At 72.1% G+C, this 18,337-nt stretch carries 17 protein-coding genes; 6 read left to right on the forward strand and 11 right to left on the reverse strand.

All coding sequences use genetic code 11. From position 1 onward, the window contains the following. Window positions 1-42 precede the first annotated feature (42 nt). Both JOD97_RS15465 and JOD97_RS15470 read left to right on the forward strand, forming a co-directional pair. Window positions 43-1,443 (forward strand): SLC13 family permease, encoded by a 1,401-nt coding sequence (locus tag JOD97_RS15465; protein ID WP_209719362.1) that lies wholly within the window; start codon window positions 43-45, stop codon window positions 1,441-1,443. A 156-nt stretch (window positions 1,444-1,599) separates the two neighbouring features. After that, window positions 1,600-2,487: a LysR family transcriptional regulator gene (locus JOD97_RS15470; protein WP_209719364.1), complete on the forward strand. Its 888-nt coding sequence runs from the start codon at window positions 1,600-1,602 to the stop codon at window positions 2,485-2,487. A 20-nt stretch (window positions 2,488-2,507) separates the two neighbouring features. Here JOD97_RS15470 and JOD97_RS15475 read toward each other — a convergent pair whose 3' ends face one another. The 8 genes from JOD97_RS15475 to JOD97_RS15510 form a co-directional block, all read right to left on the reverse strand. After that, window positions 2,508-3,635, reverse strand: coding sequence for an acyl-CoA dehydrogenase family protein (locus JOD97_RS15475; RefSeq protein ID WP_209719367.1), 1,128 nt, complete (start codon window positions 3,633-3,635; stop codon window positions 2,508-2,510). Between the two features lie 62 nt (window positions 3,636-3,697). Then, the gene (locus tag JOD97_RS15480; protein WP_209719370.1) at window positions 3,698-4,393 is read right to left on the reverse strand and encodes a glutathione S-transferase family protein; all 696 of its coding nucleotides are present in this window, start codon (window positions 4,391-4,393) and stop codon (window positions 3,698-3,700) included. Between the two features lie 26 nt (window positions 4,394-4,419). Then, complete coding sequence (locus JOD97_RS15485; protein WP_209719373.1) at window positions 4,420-5,028, reverse strand: flavoprotein; 609 nt, start codon at window positions 5,026-5,028, stop codon at window positions 4,420-4,422. A 39-nt stretch (window positions 5,029-5,067) separates the two neighbouring features. After that, a complete protein-coding gene (locus JOD97_RS15490; RefSeq protein ID WP_229264464.1) occupies window positions 5,068-6,282 on the reverse strand; it encodes a MalY/PatB family protein in 1,215 nt (404 codons plus the stop codon). Beyond that, the gene (locus tag JOD97_RS15495) at window positions 6,279-7,001 is read right to left on the reverse strand and encodes a glutamine amidotransferase (protein ID WP_209719376.1); all 723 of its coding nucleotides are present in this window, start codon (window positions 6,999-7,001) and stop codon (window positions 6,279-6,281) included. The genes JOD97_RS15490 and JOD97_RS15495 overlap by 4 nt, the downstream gene beginning before the upstream one ends. Continuing rightward, on the reverse strand, window positions 6,994-7,731 hold the full coding sequence (locus JOD97_RS15500) for a M23 family metallopeptidase (protein WP_209719379.1): 738 nt from the start codon (window positions 7,729-7,731) through the stop codon (window positions 6,994-6,996). Before JOD97_RS15500 ends, JOD97_RS15495 begins: the two co-directional genes overlap by 8 nt. After that, window positions 7,728-8,279 (reverse strand): hypothetical protein, encoded by a 552-nt coding sequence (locus tag JOD97_RS15505; protein WP_209719382.1) that lies wholly within the window; start codon window positions 8,277-8,279, stop codon window positions 7,728-7,730. Before JOD97_RS15505 ends, JOD97_RS15500 begins: the two co-directional genes overlap by 4 nt. Before the next feature lies 1 nt (window position 8,280). Further along, window positions 8,281-8,694, reverse strand: coding sequence for a thioesterase family protein (locus JOD97_RS15510; RefSeq protein WP_209719384.1), 414 nt, complete (start codon window positions 8,692-8,694; stop codon window positions 8,281-8,283). Between the two features lie 252 nt (window positions 8,695-8,946). Here JOD97_RS15510 and gshB point away from each other — a divergent pair, with 252 nt between their 5' ends. The 4 genes from gshB to JOD97_RS15530 all read left to right on the forward strand — a co-directional run bounded on the left by gshB (window position 8,947) and on the right by JOD97_RS15530 (window position 15,033). After that, a complete protein-coding gene (gene gshB, locus JOD97_RS15515) occupies window positions 8,947-9,912 on the forward strand; it encodes a glutathione synthase (RefSeq protein ID WP_209719388.1) in 966 nt (321 codons plus the stop codon). Continuing rightward, the gene (paaZ, locus tag JOD97_RS15520) at window positions 9,909-11,954 is read left to right on the forward strand and encodes a phenylacetic acid degradation bifunctional protein PaaZ (RefSeq protein ID WP_209719391.1); all 2,046 of its coding nucleotides are present in this window, start codon (window positions 9,909-9,911) and stop codon (window positions 11,952-11,954) included. Before gshB ends, paaZ begins: the two co-directional genes overlap by 4 nt. A 252-nt stretch (window positions 11,955-12,206) precedes the next feature. Then, on the forward strand, window positions 12,207-14,222 hold the full coding sequence (locus JOD97_RS15525) for a TonB-dependent receptor domain-containing protein (protein WP_209719394.1): 2,016 nt from the start codon (window positions 12,207-12,209) through the stop codon (window positions 14,220-14,222). Window positions 14,223-14,268: 46 nt separating this feature from the next. Beyond that, complete coding sequence (locus JOD97_RS15530; protein WP_209719397.1) at window positions 14,269-15,033, forward strand: SAM-dependent methyltransferase; 765 nt, start codon at window positions 14,269-14,271, stop codon at window positions 15,031-15,033. On the opposite strand, the gene JOD97_RS15535 is transcribed toward JOD97_RS15530, so the two are convergent. Genes JOD97_RS15535 through JOD97_RS15545 form a run of 3 tightly spaced genes read right to left on the reverse strand, consistent with a single transcriptional unit; the run spans window position 15,030 to window position 18,333 of the window. Next, window positions 15,030-16,580, reverse strand: coding sequence for an ABC transporter ATP-binding protein (locus JOD97_RS15535; RefSeq protein ID WP_209719400.1), 1,551 nt, complete (start codon window positions 16,578-16,580; stop codon window positions 15,030-15,032). The two genes, JOD97_RS15530 and JOD97_RS15535, sit on opposite strands and share 4 nt — an antisense overlap. Beyond that, window positions 16,574-17,359 carry an ABC transporter permease gene (locus JOD97_RS15540; protein ID WP_209719402.1) on the reverse strand — a complete coding sequence of 262 codons (786 nt, stop codon included), beginning with the start codon at window positions 17,357-17,359 and terminating at the stop codon, window positions 16,574-16,576. The genes JOD97_RS15535 and JOD97_RS15540 overlap by 7 nt, the downstream gene beginning before the upstream one ends. Beyond that, complete coding sequence (locus JOD97_RS15545; RefSeq protein WP_209719405.1) at window positions 17,356-18,333, reverse strand: ABC transporter permease; 978 nt, start codon at window positions 18,331-18,333, stop codon at window positions 17,356-17,358. The genes JOD97_RS15540 and JOD97_RS15545 overlap by 4 nt, the downstream gene beginning before the upstream one ends. Window positions 18,334-18,337: the final 4 nt, after the last annotated feature.

Here is an 18,337-nt window from a genome sequence, read left to right on the forward strand (position 1 = left end):
GCGCGGCGGCCATGCGGCCGCCGCCCGCTCCGGAGTTGTCCATTGAAGACCCTGTCCCTCGCCCTCCCCGTCCCCGGCGCGCGCACCCGCGCGCTGGTCGCCATCGCCGCCCTGACCGGCGCCAGCGGCCTGGCCGCCTCGCTCTACCTGCCGGCGCCGATGGCGAGCGTGGTCGCGCTGCTGGTGTTTTGCATCAGCATGTGGGCCACCGCGCTGGTGCCGGAGTATTGGCCGGCGCTGGCCTTCTTCCTGGTGGCGATGCTGGGCGGCATGGCGCCGGCGCAGACGGTGTTCTCCGGCCTGCAGTCGACCACCTTCTGGCTGCTGTTCAGCGGCGCCGTCATGGGCGCGGCCATCGGCCACACCGGCCTGGGCAAGCGCGCCGCCGCCATCCTGTCGCGCATGCTGGGCAAGCGCTACGGCGGCGTCGTCGCCGGCATCGTGCTGTTCAGCGTGGCGCTGGCGTTCGTCATGCCCTCGGGCATGGGCCGGGTGGTGCTGCTGATCCCGATCACCATCGCCGTCGCCGACCACATCGGCTACGGACCGGGCCACAACGGCCGCACCGGCATGCTGATGGCGGCCAGCTTTTCGAGCTTCCTGCCGACCTTCGCGATCCTGCCGTCGAACGCGCCCAACATGATCTTGTCGGGCATGGCGGAAAACCTGTACGGCGTGCACATCTCGTACGTCGGCTACCTGGCGCTGCACTTCCCGGTGCTGGGCGCGCTCAAGTCGGTGCTGCTGGTCGGGCTGATCCTGTGGATGTTCCCCGCCGCCGACCCGGCGCGCGCGGCCGCGCCGGCGCCGCAAGGGCCGATGTCGGCGCGCGAGAGCGCGCTGGCGGTGGTGCTGGGCCTGTGCCTGGCGCTGTGGATGACCGACGGCCTGCACCACCTGTCGCCGGCCTGGATCGGCCTGGCCGCCGCGCTGGTCTGCCTGTGGCCGGGCGCCGACCTGACGTCGGCCAAATGCCTGAACCAGGAAATCAACTACGGCTCGCTGCTGTTCGTGGCCGCCGTGATGGGGCTGGGCGCGGTGATCTCGCAAAGCGGCCTGGGCGAGGCGGTGGTGCGCGGCCTGGGCCGGCACGCGCGCTTCGCCGCCGACACCCCGGTGTGGAACGTCACCGTGCTGGCGTGGATCTCGACGGCGGTCTCGCTGGTGACCAACCTGGCCGGGGTGCCGGCGACGATGACGCCGCTGGCCAAGGACCTGGCGGCGGCCACCGGCCTGCCGCTGCTGACGGTGTTGATGACCCAGGTGCTGGCATTTTCCAACGTGTGCCTGCCGTACCAGGCGCCGCCGCTGATTTTCGCGATGCAAGCTGCCAACTTGCAAGTTGGAGCCGTCACCCGTTTATGCCTGGGCCTGTTCGTGCTCAGCCTGCTTGTGCTGACCCCGCTGGACCTGCTGTGGTGGCGCGTGCTGGGCCTGTTGTAGCGGCGCGTCGCGGCGCCGCCGGCACGTTAAATAATCACCACGTCGAAAGTATTGTCATCGGCACACTCTTAACATATTCGCATATAATCTTTAGGTGGAAAACGCATATGGATATTTGGTAGTTAAACCGTCTTTCAACTTCATGGAACCCCCATCATGGAAATCCATCACCTGAAAACCTTCGCCGCGGTGGCGCGCGAAGGCAGCATCACCCGCGCCTCCGAACGCCTGTTCCTGAGCCAGCCCGCGGTCAGTGCCCATGTCAAGGCGATGGAAGATTATCTTGGCCTGACCCTGTTTGAACGCACGGCGCGCGGCATGAGCCTGACCAGCAACGGCCAGCGCATCCTGGCCAAGGCCGAACGCACGCTCAACATCCATCGCGAGCTGCTCGACGAGGCCAACCACATCAAGGGCCGCCTGGCCGGCCGGCTGCGCATCGGCGTCGGCGGCCAGTCCAACAACGAGGCCATCGGGCGCCTGGTGCGGCGCTTTTCGGAACACCATCCGGAGGTCGAGGTCTCGCTCGAGCACGGCAGTTCCAACGGCACCCTGGCGGGCATCCGCAACGGCCTGCTCGACGCCGGCTTCTACAACGAGTCGCGCAACCCCGACGAGGACCTGGTCACCATCGAGGTGGCGCGCTTTCCCGTGTACGTGGCGGCGCCGGCCGGCATGTTCGACACCAGCGTGCCGCTCGACTGGGCCACGCTGGCCGACGTGCCGTGGATCTTCGCCCCCTCCAGCCTGTGCTGCGGCGGCGCCGCCGAACACCTGTTCAAGACGCGCAATTTCCGCCCGCGCCGCATCATCAGCATCGACCGCGAAAGCGTCACCCGCTCGATGCTGATCGAGCGGCTCGGGGTCGGCCTGCTGCACGGCGAGACCGCGCTCGAGGCGCAGCGCCTGGGCGAGATCGACATCCTGTGCATCGCCCAGTCGTCGGTGCGCAACCTGTTCGCGCACCTGGCCTCGCGCGCCGCCGAACCGCTGTTCGTGGCGATCAACGAGGCCCTGGGCGAAGCGGGCATGCTGGCGGCCTGAACCGCCAGCAGGCGGCGCGGCTAGCCGGCCAGGCGCTGCATCTGGTTGAAGATGTTTTTGCGGTGCATCTCCTCGGTGCCGCCGACGCTGGCGAAGCCGAGCGCGTCGCGCAGCAGGCCGGCGACGCGGCCGTTGTGGTAGCCGAGGCTGCCGTACAGCTTGACCAGGCTGGTCGCGCTGGCGATCAGGTCGTCGGAGCCGACCAGCTTGGCGATCGAACAGCTCATCAGCGCTTCCGGCCGGCCGTCGAGCAGCTGCGACAGCGCGCCCAACGCCAGCCAGCGCGAACGCTCCATGCCGACCCGGATGTCGACCAGGCGCCGCTGCACGTGCTGGTGCTGGTCGATGCTGCTGTCGAAGCTGGTGCGGCCGGCGGCGTAGCGCATCGCCTCGTCCAGGTGCGGGGCGATCAAATTGGCCGCCGCCAGGCCGTAGTACAGGCGCCCCAGCGAGATGGTGTCGATCAGCGTGGCCAGGCCGCGTCCGGGCGCGCCGAGCAGCTGCGAGGCGGCCACCGGCACCGCGTCGAAGTGCAGCGCGCCGGTGGGCAGGTTGCGGTTGCCCAGCTTGTCGTCCACCAGGCCGGCGCGCAGGCCGGGGCTGTCGCGGTCGATCAGCGCCAGCGCGATGCCGTTGCGCTCGCCGTCCGCCAGCCGGCACACGATCAGCGCGAAATCCATGATCGGCGCGTGCGCGATATTGTATTTGCCGCCGTCGAGCACATAGCCGCCGGCCACCGCGCTGAGCGTGCTCTGGACGCTGCGCACGTCGGTGCCCGTGCCCGGCTCGGCGATGCCGGTGGCGCTGATCTCGCCGCGCAGGATGGCGCCGAAGTAGCGGTCGCGCTGCGCCTCGCTGCCGTGGCGCGCCAGGCCGCGCACCATGCCCGCCTGGGCGATCACCGACAGCGCCAGTTCCGGCGCGCCGATGGTCGAGGTCAGGCCGTCGAGGGCGGCCGTGAAGGCCCACCAGTCGCCCTGCGCGTGGTCGGCGCCGGGCACGATCAGGCGCCACAGGCCGGCCTCGCGCAGGCGGTGCCAGCCGTCAAAGTCGAATCCCTCGGCGCGGGCATCGGCGCCGGCGGCGATCTCGGCGCCGATGGCGGCGTAGCGTTGGCGTAGCTCGCCGTGTTGCGGTGTGAATAGCATGGTGAAACCTCGTGGGTCGGTGTGGGGGGAAGCGCCGGCGGCGGCTGCGGCCGGCGGGAAGGCTAGTGGTCGGACAGCGTGACGGAGCGGCCGACGCCGCCATGCAGGTCGAGGCAGCGCTCGAACCAGGCGCTGACCGGATCGTCGGCCGGCAGCAGCGCGTGCGGCAAGGTGATGCGCGCCCACTGCAGCACGCCGAACAGGATGTAGTCGGCGAACAGCGGCTGCTGCCCGCCCAGCCACGGCTGTTTGGCCAGCACCCCGCGCAGCGGCGCGAACTTGGCCGGCAGCGCCGCCAGTTCGACCTCGCGCGTGGCCGCGGCCTGCTCGAGCGTCATGCCGAAGCGCTTTTCGCGCGCCGCGCGGAAATAGGCCTGGTCGGCCGGCGACATCAGCGCGTGCATGTCCATGGCGGCGACGGCCGACACCGGCGGATGGATCACCGCCTGGCTGAAGCTTTCGACGAAGCGCGCCATGGCCTGGCCGCCGGGCCCGCCGAACAGGGTGGGGCCGTCCGGATAGGCGCGCTCGAGGTGGACGGCGATCTCGAAGCTGTCGCCCTCCAGGTGGCCGTTGTCGTTGAGCACCGGCACGCTCTTGAAGGAGCCATCCTCGATGGCGGCGATGTCGGCGAACGACACCGGCCGCACCTCGGCGCGCACGCCCTTGTGGCGCAGCGCCATGATGATCTTCCAGACGTGGGGCGAATAATGGCGCCGGCCGTCGGCGGCGCACAGGCTGTACAGGATAACGGACATGGTGTCCTTTCAGGTGGGGTTAAGGGTCAGGCGGCGGCGCCGGTCAGCGCCAGGCGCTGCACGCCGCTGGCCGGGAAGCGTTCGCGCAGCAGCGCCAGCACCTGCTCGGGGGCGGGCAGCGAATGGTGGCCGTGCATGCGCGCGAGCAGCGGATCGAAGTGGTCGCGCCACACCGGCTCGACCACGATGTAGCCGTCCTCGCGCAGCTGCGCCAGGTTGCGCTGCACCGCCGCCTTGGCCATCATCGGCCCGCCCATGACGGGGAACAGCAGCACCGGAAAGGTCGCCGCCAGGATCACGGTGGTCAGGCGGTTGCCGGAAAAGCCGTTGGCGATCGCCGCCAGCGTGTTGGCGGTGGCCGGCAGCACCAGCATGATGTCGTGGCCGGCGGCGATGCTGCCCGGCTTGTCGGTGGGCCAATCCTGCGGCCGCTCGCCGCTGATGACGCGGTCGACGTACAGCGCGATCGCCTCCGGCCGCAGGAAATTGGTCGCGTTCGGCGTCATCAGCACGCTCAGCTCGCAATCGAGGTTGTCCTTGATGATGCGCAGGTAGTTCGGCAGCAGCGTCGAATCGAGCGATCCGGTGACGCCGATGAGGATGCGCGGCTTGTGTTTTTTCGATGGCGTTTCCATGGTGTTTACCCAGGTGGCGGCACGGGTGTGCCTGGTTGATCAGGCATGCACGGGGCGGCGCTGGTGGGCGCGCACCGCCGCGATCATGCGTTCGAGGATGTCGTCGAGGATGGGCCGCGAGGTGGCGAAGTTGAGGCGCGCGCAGTGCGGCGCGCCCGCGTCGAACACTTCGCCCGGACTCAGCGCCACCCGCGCGTGCTGCAGGAAAAACTCGGCGGCCGGGCGCCCCAGCTCCAGCGCCGCGCAATCCATCCACAGCAGATAGGTCCCCTGCGGCACGTGGAAGCGGATCGCCGGCAGCTCGCGGCGCAAGGTCTCGGCCAGGTGGTCGCGCATGGCCAGCAGGTGCGCCAGCGCGGCGTCGAGCCAGGGCTGGCCGTCGTTCCAGGCCGCCACGGTGGCGTCGATGCCCAGGTTGTTGACCGCGCCCGTCAGGCGCGCCGGCACGCGCGCGTGGAAGCGCGCCTGCAGCGCCGCCGTGCCGAAATGGGCGACGGCGCAGCGCAGGCCGGCGATATTGAAGCTCTTGGTGGCCGAGTTGAGCGTGACGGTGCGCGCGGCGGCCGCCGCCGACAACGACGCGAACGGCAGGTGGCGCGCGCCCGGGTAGACCAGGTCGGCGTGGATCTCGTCGGACACCACCACCAGCGCGTGGCGCTCGGCGAAGGCCAGCACGGCTTCGAGCTCGGCGCGGATGGCCACGCGCCCGGTCGGGTTGTGCGGATTGCACAGGATCAGCACGCGGGTGCGGGCGTCGACCGCCCGCTCCAGCGCCTCGAAGTCGAAATAGTGGCCGTCCGCGCCGGCGCGCATCGCCAGCGGGACCAGGCGCCGGCCCGTGCCCTCGACCGCCTCGCGGAACGGCGCGTAGTGCGGCACCTGCACGACGACGCCGTCGCCCGGGTCCGAAAACGCCATGACGGCGGCGAAGGTGGCCTGCACCAGGTCGGGCAGCACCAGCGCCTGGTCGGCCTCGGCCGCCCAGCCGTACAGCCGGTGCATGCGGGCGGCGAAGGCGCGCGCCACGGCGCGGTCGGCCTTGCGGCCGTCGCGCAACGGATAGGTCAGGTCGACCCGCTGCAACAGCTGCGCCAGCGCCGTGCGCACCGCCGGGGCGGTGCCCAGGTCCATGTCGGCGACGCAGGCGGCCAGCACGCCGGGGGAATATTGGCGCCACTTGAAGCTTTGGCGCGCCAGCACCTGGTCCAGGCTCAGCACCAGGCCGTCCTGCATGATGGGAGACCGGCCGTTCATGCTTCGGTGAACACGCGGTTGAGGAAGCCGTTGAACCACGCCTTGAGCTCGCGGTCGTGCAGCACGCGCCCGCGCAGGTGCTGATCGCCCTGCTGCGCGTTGGGCAGGTGGAAGCGGTGCGCGCCCTTCTCCGCCCAGCGCCGCTGCATGGCCAGGGTCAGCTCCGGGTGGTACTGGATGCCCCAGGCGTTTTCGCCGTAGCGGAACGCCTGGTTGCGGTAGGCGTCGCCCTCGGCCAGCAGCACGGCGTCCTTGGGCAGCTCGAAGCCCTCCATGTGGAAGTGGTACACCATGCCCGGCCACTTGGGCATGATGCGCTGGCCCTCGGCGGTCGGCTTCAGCGGGTACCAGCCGATCTCGGTGATGTTGCCCTCGGCCGCCTTGACGGTGCAGCCGAGGTTTTTGGCCAGCATCTGCGCGCCCAGGCAGATGCCCAGGTAGGGCCGGTTCTCGGCCAGCGGCACCGACAGCCACTCGATCTCGCGGCGGATGTGGGCGTCGCCGTCGTTGGCGCTCATCGGGCCGCCGAACGCGATCACGCCGGCGTGGCCGTCGAGCGTGTCGGGCAGCGGATCGCCGCGCACCGGGCGGCGGATGTCGAGCGCGAAGCCCTTGTCGCGCAGCAGCTGGCCGGCGCGGCCCGGCGTCGACGCCTCCTGGCGCAGGATGGCCAGGATCGGCCGCTTGCTGCCGCGCCGGCCTTGGATCGGCTTACTCATGTGGTTCTCCCTCAGTCTTGTTGCGCTGTAAATACGACTCCACCAGGCTGGCGTACGGCGGCACGAAACTCACCACCGTCTGCGGCCCCACCTTGACGGCGTCCTTGACGTCGAAGTGCAGGTGGATCGGCAGTTTGTCGACCCAGTTGTTGGAAATCCTGCCGATGCGCGCGCCGCGCGCCACCGGCTGCAATTCGCGCACGGCCAGGTCGGCGGTGTTGAGGTGGACATAGCGGTACAAGGTGCCGGCGGCGGTCTGCAGCGTCACGCTGAACCGCCCGATCTGCACGATGACGCCGTCCTCGGCCGCCACCGCCCAGTGGAAGTTGGCGCGGCAGGTGGCCGGGCGCAGATCCTGGCCCTGGTGGCCGCCGGACTGGCAAAACGGCAGGTTGTCCTTGCGCAGCTCGCAGAAATTGTCGCGCCATGGATAGCTGTAGTTGGCGTCGTCGCAGGAATCGCCGTCCTTGCCGCGCAGGCCGCCGACGCCATAGAATTGCGAGCCGGCGTAGGCCACGCCCCGCTCGATCGGGAAGCGCATGCCGGGATACAGCACGGCGTTGCTGGTCACGCCGCTGCCGCTGTTGGGCAACAAGTCGCCCGGCGCCAGGAAGCGCTCGTCGGCGCCGGCCAGTGCCGACGCGCCCAGCGCGCCGGCCAGCAACAGGGCCCGGCCCGCCATCAGGACCGGCCGCGATAATAGTGTCTTCTTCATTGTGCCTTGTCTCATTGCGCCGCTCCCGCCACCAGCAGCAGCGCGCGCGCCGCCTCGGTCAGATACTGCGGATCGGTGCAGCGCTTGTCCTTGAGCGGCTCGTCGCAGGTGATGCGCAGCGTGTAGGCGGCGCCGAAGCGGGTGAAGCTGTAATCGGCGCCGTCGCCGATCGATTCGAAGGCGCCGCCCGCGTGCTCGAGCTTGAGGTCGGCCGGCGCCACCAGCTGGGTGCCGCTGCCGAACAGTCCCAGCTTGGCGCGCGCCGGCGCGTACAGCGCCGCGTAGGTGGTGTCGCGGCCGTGGAAGCGCGGCGCGCCCCAGTCGCCCTCGGCCGGCAGCAACAGCACCGGCAGCCTGACGCGCGACAGTCCGGTGGCGCTGGCGCGCAGCGGCGCCAGCACCGCCTCGGCTTGCGCCGCGTCGGCGCGCGCGCGGCCGGCCGCCTGCCAGTCGATCGGCGCGACCACGCGCGCCACCGGCTCGGGGGCGGCGGCAGCGGCCACGGCGCCCGCGAACAAGCCGAGCGCGGCCAGCGCCGCCCCCGGGAATGCCGTGCGCGCCATCTTAAAGGCTGCCCTGATAGGCCAGCACGGTCTGCTTGAACGCCTCGGGCACGGCCTGGGTGGCCTGCTTGTCATAGTCGTACATGACGTGCACCGAGAAAGCCTTGGCCATCACGACGCCGTTCTCGTCGTCGATGTGCATGACGTGCTCCATCTCGAAGCTCTTGCCGCCGAACTTGGAGACGTGGCTCAGCACCTGCACCTTGTCGCCGTATTTCGCCTGGGCGATGTACTCGCACCCGGTCTTGACCATGATGTGCGGCAGCTTGTCGGTCTTGGGGATTTCCAGGATGGTGTGCATGTATTCGAGGTAGGCCGTTTGCATGTACTCGTAGTACACCGGGCTGCTGACGTGGCCCATGGAATCGGTGTCGCGGTAACGTATATCGAGATTGGTCTTGAAAGAGCGGCGCATCGTGGTGTCCTCAGGTGATGGTTATATCCGGCCGGGCCGGCTTGGGTGCTGACATTTCGATAACGATGCTAAGACCGATCGGCACCGCCCCGCAAGACGCAATATCTGAGGGGGGCCGTCCGAATATGTGAGGAGCGCAACGGCGCGCGCTGCGCTACCATCGGTGCCGAAGAGCGCGGTGGCGGCCCGGCGCGCGACGCCGCCGCGGCCCCTCCCCTTCCCCCTCCATCCCCTTGTACGAAAGGCGCACCGATGAAAATCGCGATCCTGGCTGACCGCCTCGAACTGTTCAACATCAAAAAAGATTCGACCTACGCGATGATGCGGGAGGCGGCCGCGCGCGGCCACGAACTGCACGTTTTCGAACAGCGCCACCTGCTGTGCGAGGGCGGCGTGGTCAGCGCCCACGCCGCGCGCGTGCGGCTGGTCGACGAGGACGGCGCGTGGTTCCACCGCGAGGCGGCCGCGACGCAGCCGCTGTCCGCCTTCGACGCCGTGCTGATGCGCAAGGACCCGCCGTTCGACATGGAGTACCTGTACAGCACCTACCTGCTGGAGGTGGCGCAGCGGCAGGGCGCGCGCGTGTTCAACCGGCCATCGGGCGTGCGCGAGCACAACGAAAAACTGGCGATCATCGAGTTCTCGCGGTTTTGCGCGCCGACCCTGGTCAGCCGCGAGCCGTCGCGCCTGCGCGCCTTCCACGCCGAGCACCGCGACGTGATCTTCAAGCCGCTCGACGGCATGGGCGGCGCCGGCATCTTCCGCGTGCGCGAGGATGGCATGAACCTGGGCGCCACGATCGAGATGCTGACGCGCGACGGCGCCGTCACCATCATGGCGCAGCGCTACATCCCCGCCATCAGCGACGGCGACAAGCGCATCCTGGTGATCGGCGGCAAGCCGGTGCCGCACGCGCTGGCGCGCATTCCGCAGGGCGGCGAGGTGCGCGGCAACCTGGCCGCCGGCGGGCGCGGCGAGGCGCGCCCGTTGACCGAACGCGACCGCGAGATCGCCGACGCGCTGGGGCCGACGCTGGCGGCGCGCGGCCTGCTGCTGGTCGGACTCGACGTCATCGGCGCGCATTTGACCGAGATCAACGTCACCAGCCCGACCTGCTTCCGCGAAATCATGCAGCAAACCGGTTTCGACGTCGCCGGCATGTTCATCGACGCGCTCGAGGCGGCGGCGTCGGCATCGGCGCACGGGGGGCTGGCATGAACCCGGTCGGCACCCTGCAAAGCTGGATCGGCGGGCGCTGGATCGGCGCCGAGGCGGGCCTGTCGCTGCGCAGCGCCGTCGACAACGCCCTGATCTACCACACCCACGCCGAGCCGGTCGACGCCGAGCAGGCGCTCGACTACGCGCGCCGCACCGGCGTGCCGGCGCTGATGGCGCTCGACTTCCAGCAGCGCGCGGCCCGCCTGCGGGCGCTGGCGACGCACATCGCGCGCCACCGCGACGAGCTCTACACGATCGCCTACCTGAGCGGGGCCACGCGCGCCGACAGCAAGCACGACATCTGCGCCGGCATCGGCGTGCTCAACGCTTACGCCGGCATCGCCGCCAGCGGCCTGCCTTCGGGCAACGTGCTGCACGAGGCGCCGGCCGTCTCGCTGTGCCGGCGCGGCGCCGCGGCCGGCACCCACATCATGGTGCCGCGCGGCGGCGTCGCGCTGCATATCAACCCGTTCAACCTGCCGGTCTGGTCGCTGCTGGAGAAATTCGCCGCCAGCTTCCTGGCCGCCATGCCCTGCGTGGTCAAGCCGGCCACCAGCACCAGCTACCTGGCCGAGGCGCTGGTGCGCCTGATCGACGCCTCCGGCCTGCTGCCGCAGGGCGCGTTGCAGCTGGCCATCGGCCCGGCCGAGGCGCTGGTGGCGCGGCTGGGCGACGACGACGCCGTCAGCTTCACCGGCTCGGACGCCACCGCGCGCGCGCTGCGCAATCACCCCAACCTGCTGGCGCGCCCGGTGCAGGTCAGCGTCGCCGCGGCGTCGCTCAACTGCGCCATCCTGGGGCCCGACGTCGGCGCCGACGCGCCGGAGTTCGAGCTGCTGGTCGACGCCATCGTGCGCTCGATGACGGTCAAGGCGGGCCAGGACGGCGCCGCCATCCGCCGCGTGATGGCGCCGCGCGCCCACATCGAGGCGCTCACCGCGCGCCTGCGCGAGCGCCTGGCGGCGGTGGTGATCGGCAATCCGGCCGCCGCCGACGTGCACATGGGACCGCTGGCGTCGCAGGCCCAGCGCAGCGAGCTCGGCGCGCGGGTGCGGGCGCTGGCCGAGGACGGCGAGATCGTCTGCGGCCAGGCGGACGGCTACGCCCCCACCGACGACGCGGTGCGCCATGGCGCCTTCGCCGCCCCGACCCTGCTGCTGTGCCGCGGCGGCAACGCCGTGCACGAGATCGAGGCGTTCGGCCCGGTGTGCGCGCTGCTGCCCTACGCCGACGTCGAGGAGGCGCTGGCGCTGGCCGCGCGCGGCCGCGGCAGCCTGGCGAGCACGCTGGCGACGCGCGATCCGGCGCTGGCCGCCTACGCCGTGCCGCGCCTGGCCGCCTCGCACGGGCGCGTGCTGATCCTCGAGCGCGAGGTGGCCGCGGCGGGCACCGAGGCGCTGGCGTCGGCGCACCTGACCTATGGCGGCCCGGGCCGCGCCGGCTGCGGCGAGCGGCTCGGCGGCCTGCGCGCCGTGTCGCACTACCTGCGCCGCTCCGCGCTGCAGGGCTCGCCCACGATGCTAACGGCGGTGACCGGCGAATACGTGCGCGGCGCGGCCGTGCGCGAGAGCGACCGCCATCCGTTCCGCCAACATTTCGACGAGCTGCAGGTGGGCGAATCGCTGCTGACCCACCGGCGCACCGTCAGCGAGGCCGACATCGTGGCCTTCGGCGGCATCTCGGGCGACTACTTCTACATGCACTTCGACGAGATCGCCGCGCGCGATTCGCAATTCGGCAAGCGCATCGCGCACGGCTATTTCGTGCTGTCGGCCGCCGCCGGCCTGTTCGTCTCGCCGGCGCCGGGCCCGGTGCTGGCCAACTACGGCCTCGACGACCTGCGCTTCGTCGCGCCGGTCGGCATCGGCGACACCATCCGCGCGCGCCTGACGTGCAAGCGCAAGGTCGACCGCCAGCGGCGCGACGACAAGGGCGTCGGCCAGGGCGTGGTGTCGTGGGATGTGCAGGTGACCAACCAGCGCGACGAACTGGTGGCCAGCTACGACATCCTGACCCTGGTCGCCAAGCGCCCCGGGCATTGAAGGCGGGCCCGGGGGGGCCTCGGCTTTGCTGATGGCGGGGCTCAGCAAAAACAAATAGCCAACCTCGCCCGCGTCTTTCAAAATGGCGCCTGACATTAGATGAAGCCAACCGGGTATTCCGGGGCCGGGAGGGGCGCGCGCGCCACCTGCCATCCGGGGACAGCGCTGCTGTAGCAGATTCGACTGACGCCGCGCGCAGCCGTGTCCGCGCATCCCCCCTCGGGCTTCCCTTCTGATAAAGACTTCATTTCTATGCGACAAGCAGTTCCCCTCCTCCTGTTCGGCGCCAGCGCGCTGTCCATCGTTTCCCCCGCGTGCGCGCGGCCCGCCGCCGATCCCGCCCCGGATGCGCCGGCCACCCTGCCCGAAGTGCTGCTGATCGAGCGCGCCGCGCCGGACGACGCCGTCACGCGCGTTACCCGCGAAACGCTGCAGCGCCAGCAAGCGACGGACGTGGCCGACATCTTCGCCAACCAGGCGGCCGTCAGCGTCGGCGGCGGCGCCGGCAACGCCCGGCGGCTCTCCCTGCGCGGCGTCGACGGCGCCAACCTGCACATCAGCATCGACGGCGCGCGCCAGGGGCGCAGCCTGCACCAGCACCGGGGCGAGCTGGGCGGCATCGATCCGGACCTGCTCAAACAGGTCGATATCGAGGCCGGCGCCGGCGCCGGCGGCGGCCCGGGCGCGCTTGGCGGCAGCATCCGTTTTGAGACCGTCGACGCCCAGGACTTGCTCGCGCCCGGCCGGCGCGCCGGCGCCACCGTGCGCGCCGGCGCCGCCAGCGCCGACCAGGCGGCGCGCGGCGCGGCCACCGTGTACGGCCTGCTGGGCGGGCGGCTGGGCCTGCTGGGCCATGTCGGCGCCGTCAACCGCGACAACTACCGCGTCGGCGGCGGCGGCGACGTGCCCTATTCGGCCGGCCACCAGCGCGACTACCTGCTCAAACTGAGCCTGCTGGACCAAGACGGCCACAGCCTGCGGCTGGGCGCCGGGCGCCAGCGCGACACCGGGCGCTATCTTTTCAGCCGGGTCGGCAGCGACAGCGGCTACGCGCCGGCCGACGCGGCGGCCACCTACCAGCGCGGCGAACGCCACACCACGACCCTGGAGCACCGCTACCGGCCGGCCGGCAACGCGCTGCTCGACTGGCAGCTCAACCTGTACCGGAACAAGAACGCGCTGGACGACCCCAGCCGCTCGCGCGGCGCGGCCACGACCGAACGCGGCGGCGCCGTCAGCAACACCGCCGCCCTGGCCTTCGCCGGCGGCCGCCAGCGCCTGACGGCCGGCGCCGACTTCCTGCACGAGGACGGCGAGACCTACGGCGTGCTGGGCGCCGCCATCGCGGGGCCGGGGCGCAAGGCCACGCGCACGCGCAACCTGGGCCTGTTCCTGCGCGAGCGCGTCGACTGGCGGGCCGTGCAGCTGTCGCTGGGCCTGCGCCACGACCGCTACGACAGCGCGCTCGGGCCGCGCAGCCTGCGCGGCGGCCGGACCTCGCCGCACGCCGGCGCCGAGGTGGAGCTGGGCCGCGGCGCCGGCGCCTTCGCCAGCTATGGCGAGGCGGTGCGCGCCGGCGGCATCGTTCCCATCGGTTTTCTCACCGGCGTAGACAGCAACAGCAATTTCAACGACGGCAAGCCATTCAAGCCGGAGCGCTCGGCAACGCGCGAGGCGGGGCTGCGCTACGAGGCCGACGGCGCGCTGCGCGACGGCGACCGCCTGCATGCGCGCGTGAGCTATTTCGACACCCGGATCGCCGACCTGATCGAGTGGGCCGGAACGGGGACGGCGTATCCGGCGTATATCCGCAACCTGCCCGGGACGCTGCGCTCGCGCGGATGGGAATGGCGGGCCGGCTGGACGCTGGACGGCCTGGACACGTCGCTGGCCCTGGTGCTGGCCGACACCACGCTCGGCGGCCGGCCGCTGGCCCCCGAGCGGCGCGTGGGCGGCGCGCTGGGCGACCGGCTCAGCTGGGACAGCCACTGGGCGGTGCTGCCCGGCGTCAGCGCCGGCTACACGCTGAACGCCGTGCGGCGCCTGGACCGCGCGCCGGCGGCGGCATCGCAGCGGGCCGGCTACGTGCTGCACGATATCGGGCTGCGCTGGCGGCCGGCGGCGTTGCCCGCGCTGAGCCTGGCGCTGGCCATCCGCAACCTCGGCGACAAGCGCTACGCCAGCCACAGTTCGCTCGACGGCGGGGTCGGCAACATCCTGCCGGAGCCGGGGCGCGACGTGCGCCTGGGCGCGGACTACCGGTTCTGAGCGCCGACCACCCATCCAACCACCCATCCGTAAAGGGAAGAAAACCATGACCGACACCATCCAAGCGGGCCCGCGTTGCGGCCTGTACCTCGTCAGCGCCGGCATCGGCGACCCCGACAGCATCACCGTCAAGGCGCAAAAAATACTGCGCGGCGTCGACATCGTGTTCGGCATCCCGCGCCTGCTGGAGGCGTTTGCCGAACTGCTCAGCGGCAAGGAGTCGCACCCGGCCGGCCACGGCCTGTTCAGCCCGCTGGCGCGGCGCGACACGCCGGAGGAGGAAGTCGAGGCGATGGAACGGCGCACGCGCGCCACCATCCGCGCGGCGGCGGCGGCGGGCAAGACCGTCGCCGTGCTCGACTATGGCGATGCGATGATCTTCGGGCCGCAGGCGGGCTACCTCGCCGAGTTCGCCGACCTGAACCCGATCGTCGTGCCCGGCGTGTCGTGCTTCAACGCCGCCAACGCGGCGCTGGGCCGCGACGTCACGGGCGGCCGGCGCAGCCGTTCGGTGATCCTGGCCGCCTCGGCCGACACGCGCGACGACTACGGCGGCACCGACACGCTCGACAAGCTCGCCGCCACCGGCTCGACCCTGGTGTTTTTCACCATGCGCGGCGACCTGCCCTCGCTGGTCGAACGGCTGGCGCGCCACCTGCCCGGCAGCACCCCGATCGCCATCGTCGCCCACGCCGGCGCCGACGAGCGACAGACGGTGCTGCGCGCCACGCTCGACACCGTGCTCGAAAGCACGCAAGACGCCAAGCCGCCGTTCGAACACCTGGTCTACGTCGGCGACTTCCTGGGCTAGCCGGGCGCCGCCGCGGCGCAGCGCCCGTGCTCGAGCCGCACCACGCGGTCGGCCACGTGGCGGGCGATGCGCATATTGTGCGTGATCAGCAGCAGCGCCAGGCCGCGCGCCTCCTGCACGTCCAGCAGCAGCCGCAACACCTTGGCCTGGACCGAGGCGTCGAGCGCGGCGGTCGGTTCGTCGGCCACCAGCACGGCCGGATCGCCGATCAGCGCCCGCGCGATGGCCAGGCGCTGCAGCTCGCCGCCACTGAGGCCGCGCGCCGGGCGCGCCAGGAAAGCTTCCGTGGCCGGCAGGCGCACGTCGGCCAGCGCCCGCAGCGCCGCCGCGCGCGGCGCGGGCGCGCCGGCGATGACCAGCGGCTCGGCCACCGCGTCGAACACCGTGAAGTGGCCGGCCACCGAGGCGGCGGCGTGCTGCGGCACGTAGGCCACGCCGGCCGCCGCCGCGCCGTCCTCGCGCGCCGCCGTATGCACGCTGCCGGCGTCGGCCGCCAGCAAGCCGACCAGGATGCGCGCCAGCGTCGACTTGCCGGCGCCCGAGGCGCCCACCACCACCACCGTCTCGCCGGCCTGCACGTCCAGGTCCAGGCCGGCCAGCACCGTTTGCCGGCCCAGGCGCTTGTGCAGCGCGCGCGCGGCCAGCACGGTGACGATGCCGCCGCGCAGGCAGGCGACGCCGGTGGCGTCGAGCGCCGGCACCTCCTCGCCGCAGCGGCCGATGCGCTGGCCGCAGCGGTTGGCGAACGCGCAGCCGCGCGCGCCCTCCTGGTGGACGCCGGCGATGCCCTGCAAATCCTTGCCATGCTCGCGCGGCCAGGCGCGCAGCAGGCCGCGCGTGTACGGATGGCGCGGCGCCTCCAGCACCGCCGCGGCCGGCCCGGTCTCGACCGCGCAGCCGCCGTACAAGACCAGCACATCGCCGTCGAGCGCGCGCGCCAGGTCGAGGTCGTGCGTGACCACCACCAACTGGCGCCGCGCGGCCTCGGCGCGCAGGCGCGCGAGCACCAGCGCGGCGGCGGCGGGGTCGAGCGCGGAGGTCGGCTCGTCGAGCACCAGCAGCGCCGGCGAAGGCGCCAGCGCCGCCGCCAGCAGCGCGCGCTGCAGCTGGCCGCCGCTGCATTGGGCCGGATAGCGCCCGTGCAGCCCCGGCTCCAGGCCAAGCGAGGCCAGCAAGTCGGCCGCCGCCAGCGCGGCCGCCCCGCGGCGCAGGCCCAGATGCCGCCGCAGCGGCGCGGCCACCTGCTCCAGCAAGGTGTGCTGGGGATTGAGGGCGTCGTGCACCGCCTGCGGGACCAGCGCCGCGCAGCGGCCGCGCCAGCGCCGCAGCGCCGCCTGGTCCGCGCCCACCAGCTCGATGCCGCCGGCGTACAGGCGGCCGCTGCCCCGCCCGGGCGCCATCCCGAGCAAGGCGCGCGCCAAGGTGCTCTTGCCGGCGCCCGACTCGCCGATGATCACCAGCGGCACCCCGGGCCGGGCCTGGAAGCGCAGATCGCGCAGCAGCTGGCGGCCGTCCGCTTCGACGCAAAAATCGCGCGCCGCTAGCATCGCGCGCGCCGGTCGAGTCCCTGGCCCAGCAGCGCCAGCGCCACCAGCAGGGTGGCCAGGCACGACCACGCCGACAGGATCCAGGCGCGCGCGGCGCCGTCGGCCAGATAGGGCATGGCTTCGTTGAGCATGCCGCCCCAGGTGGGCAGGCGCGGATCGGCCAGCCCCAGGAAGGCCAGGCCGGCGTAGTGGAACACGGCCCGGCGCACCAGGGCGACGGCCTGCACCGCCAGCAGGCCGGCCAGGGCCGGCCACGCGTGGCGGCGCAGCAGGTAGGCGCCGGACGCGCCCGCCAGACGCGCGGCGTCCAGGCTCTCTTGGCGCCACACCTGGCGCAGGCGCAGGCGCAGCGCGCGGAACTCGGCATCCCAGCCGAACGCCGCCAGCATCGCGATCAAGGCCGGTACGCCCGGCCGCATGGCCGAGGCGACGACGATGAAGATCAGGGTCGACGGCAAGGCGTTGAACAGGTCGGCCAGCCGCAGCGCGCCGGCGTCGGCCGCCGGCCAGGCCAGCCCGGCCAGCGCCAGCGACAGCGCCAGCGCGACGCCGGCGCCGCTCACGGCCAGGCCGATGCCGATGGTGGGCGCGGCGGCGGCGGCCAGGCGCCGCAGCACGTCACGGCCCAAGTCGTCGGTGCCGAGCCAATGGACGCCGTCCGGCGGCGCCAGCACGGCGTCCATGGCGGCGCCGGCGGCCGGCTGCAGCCAGGCGGCGCCGGCCAGCGCCAGCGCCAATGCCAGCAGCGGCAGCGCGCCCGCGCGGACCAAGCCATTCATGGCGCGCGCCGCGCCAGGCGCGCGGCGAGGCCATCGGCCAGCAGGTTGATGGCGAACAGCAGCAGCCCGGTCGCCAGCAGCACGCCGCGCACCAGCGGGTAGTCGTGCTTGACGATGGCGTCGGTCAGCACCAGGTTGATGCCGGGATAGGCGAACACCGTCTCCGCGTACACCGCGCCCGACAGCAGGCGCGCGGCCAGGCCGCCGAGGCGCGACAGGACCACCGCGAGCACGTTCGGCGCCAGCTGGCGGTAGCGCAAGGCGAACCGTCCCACGCCCTGCGAGCGGGCGAAGTCCATGAAGGGCCGCCCGTGCAGGGCGACGGCGGTGGCGCGTGCGCTCAGGAACACGCCGGCGGCGGCCGGCAGCGCAATGGCGCAGGTCGGCAGCACCAGGTGGCGCGCACGCTCCAGCCACGCCGCCGGCCCCGTCAGCACGGAAAACGGCGCCGTGGCGCCGTTGCCGGGCAACCATTGCAGACCGTAGGCGAACACCATGGCCAAGCCCATCGCCAGGGCGAACGGCGGGATGCCGTCGAGCGCCAGGGTGGCGCCGGTCAGCAAGCGGTCCGGCAGCCCGCCGCGGGCGAACGCGGCCTCGATGCCCAGCACCACGCCCAGCGCCAGGGCCAGCGCCATCGCGCAGGCCACCAGCAGCAGGGTCGACGGCAGATGCTGCGCCAGCAAGTCCGCCACCGGCATGCCATGGCGCAGCGAATAGCCGAAATCGAACCGCAGCAACTGCGCCAGGTGTCCGAGGTACAGCCGCCACAGCGGCCGGCCGTCGCCCAGGCCGTAGCGCGCCAGCAGGGCGCGGCGTTCCTCATCGCTCAGCTCGATCAGCGCGTCCTGGCCCAGGAAGGCCGTGACCGGGTCGCCGGGCATCAGCAGCGGCAGCGCGAAGTCCAGGCCGACCAGCGCCAGCAGCGCCAGCGCGTAGCCGGCGGCGCGGCGGCCGGCGAGGGGGAAGGTCAAGGGT

It is taken from the genome of Duganella sp. 1411 (assembly GCF_017833525.1).
Lineage (GTDB): Bacteria > Pseudomonadota > Gammaproteobacteria > Burkholderiales > Burkholderiaceae_D > Rugamonas.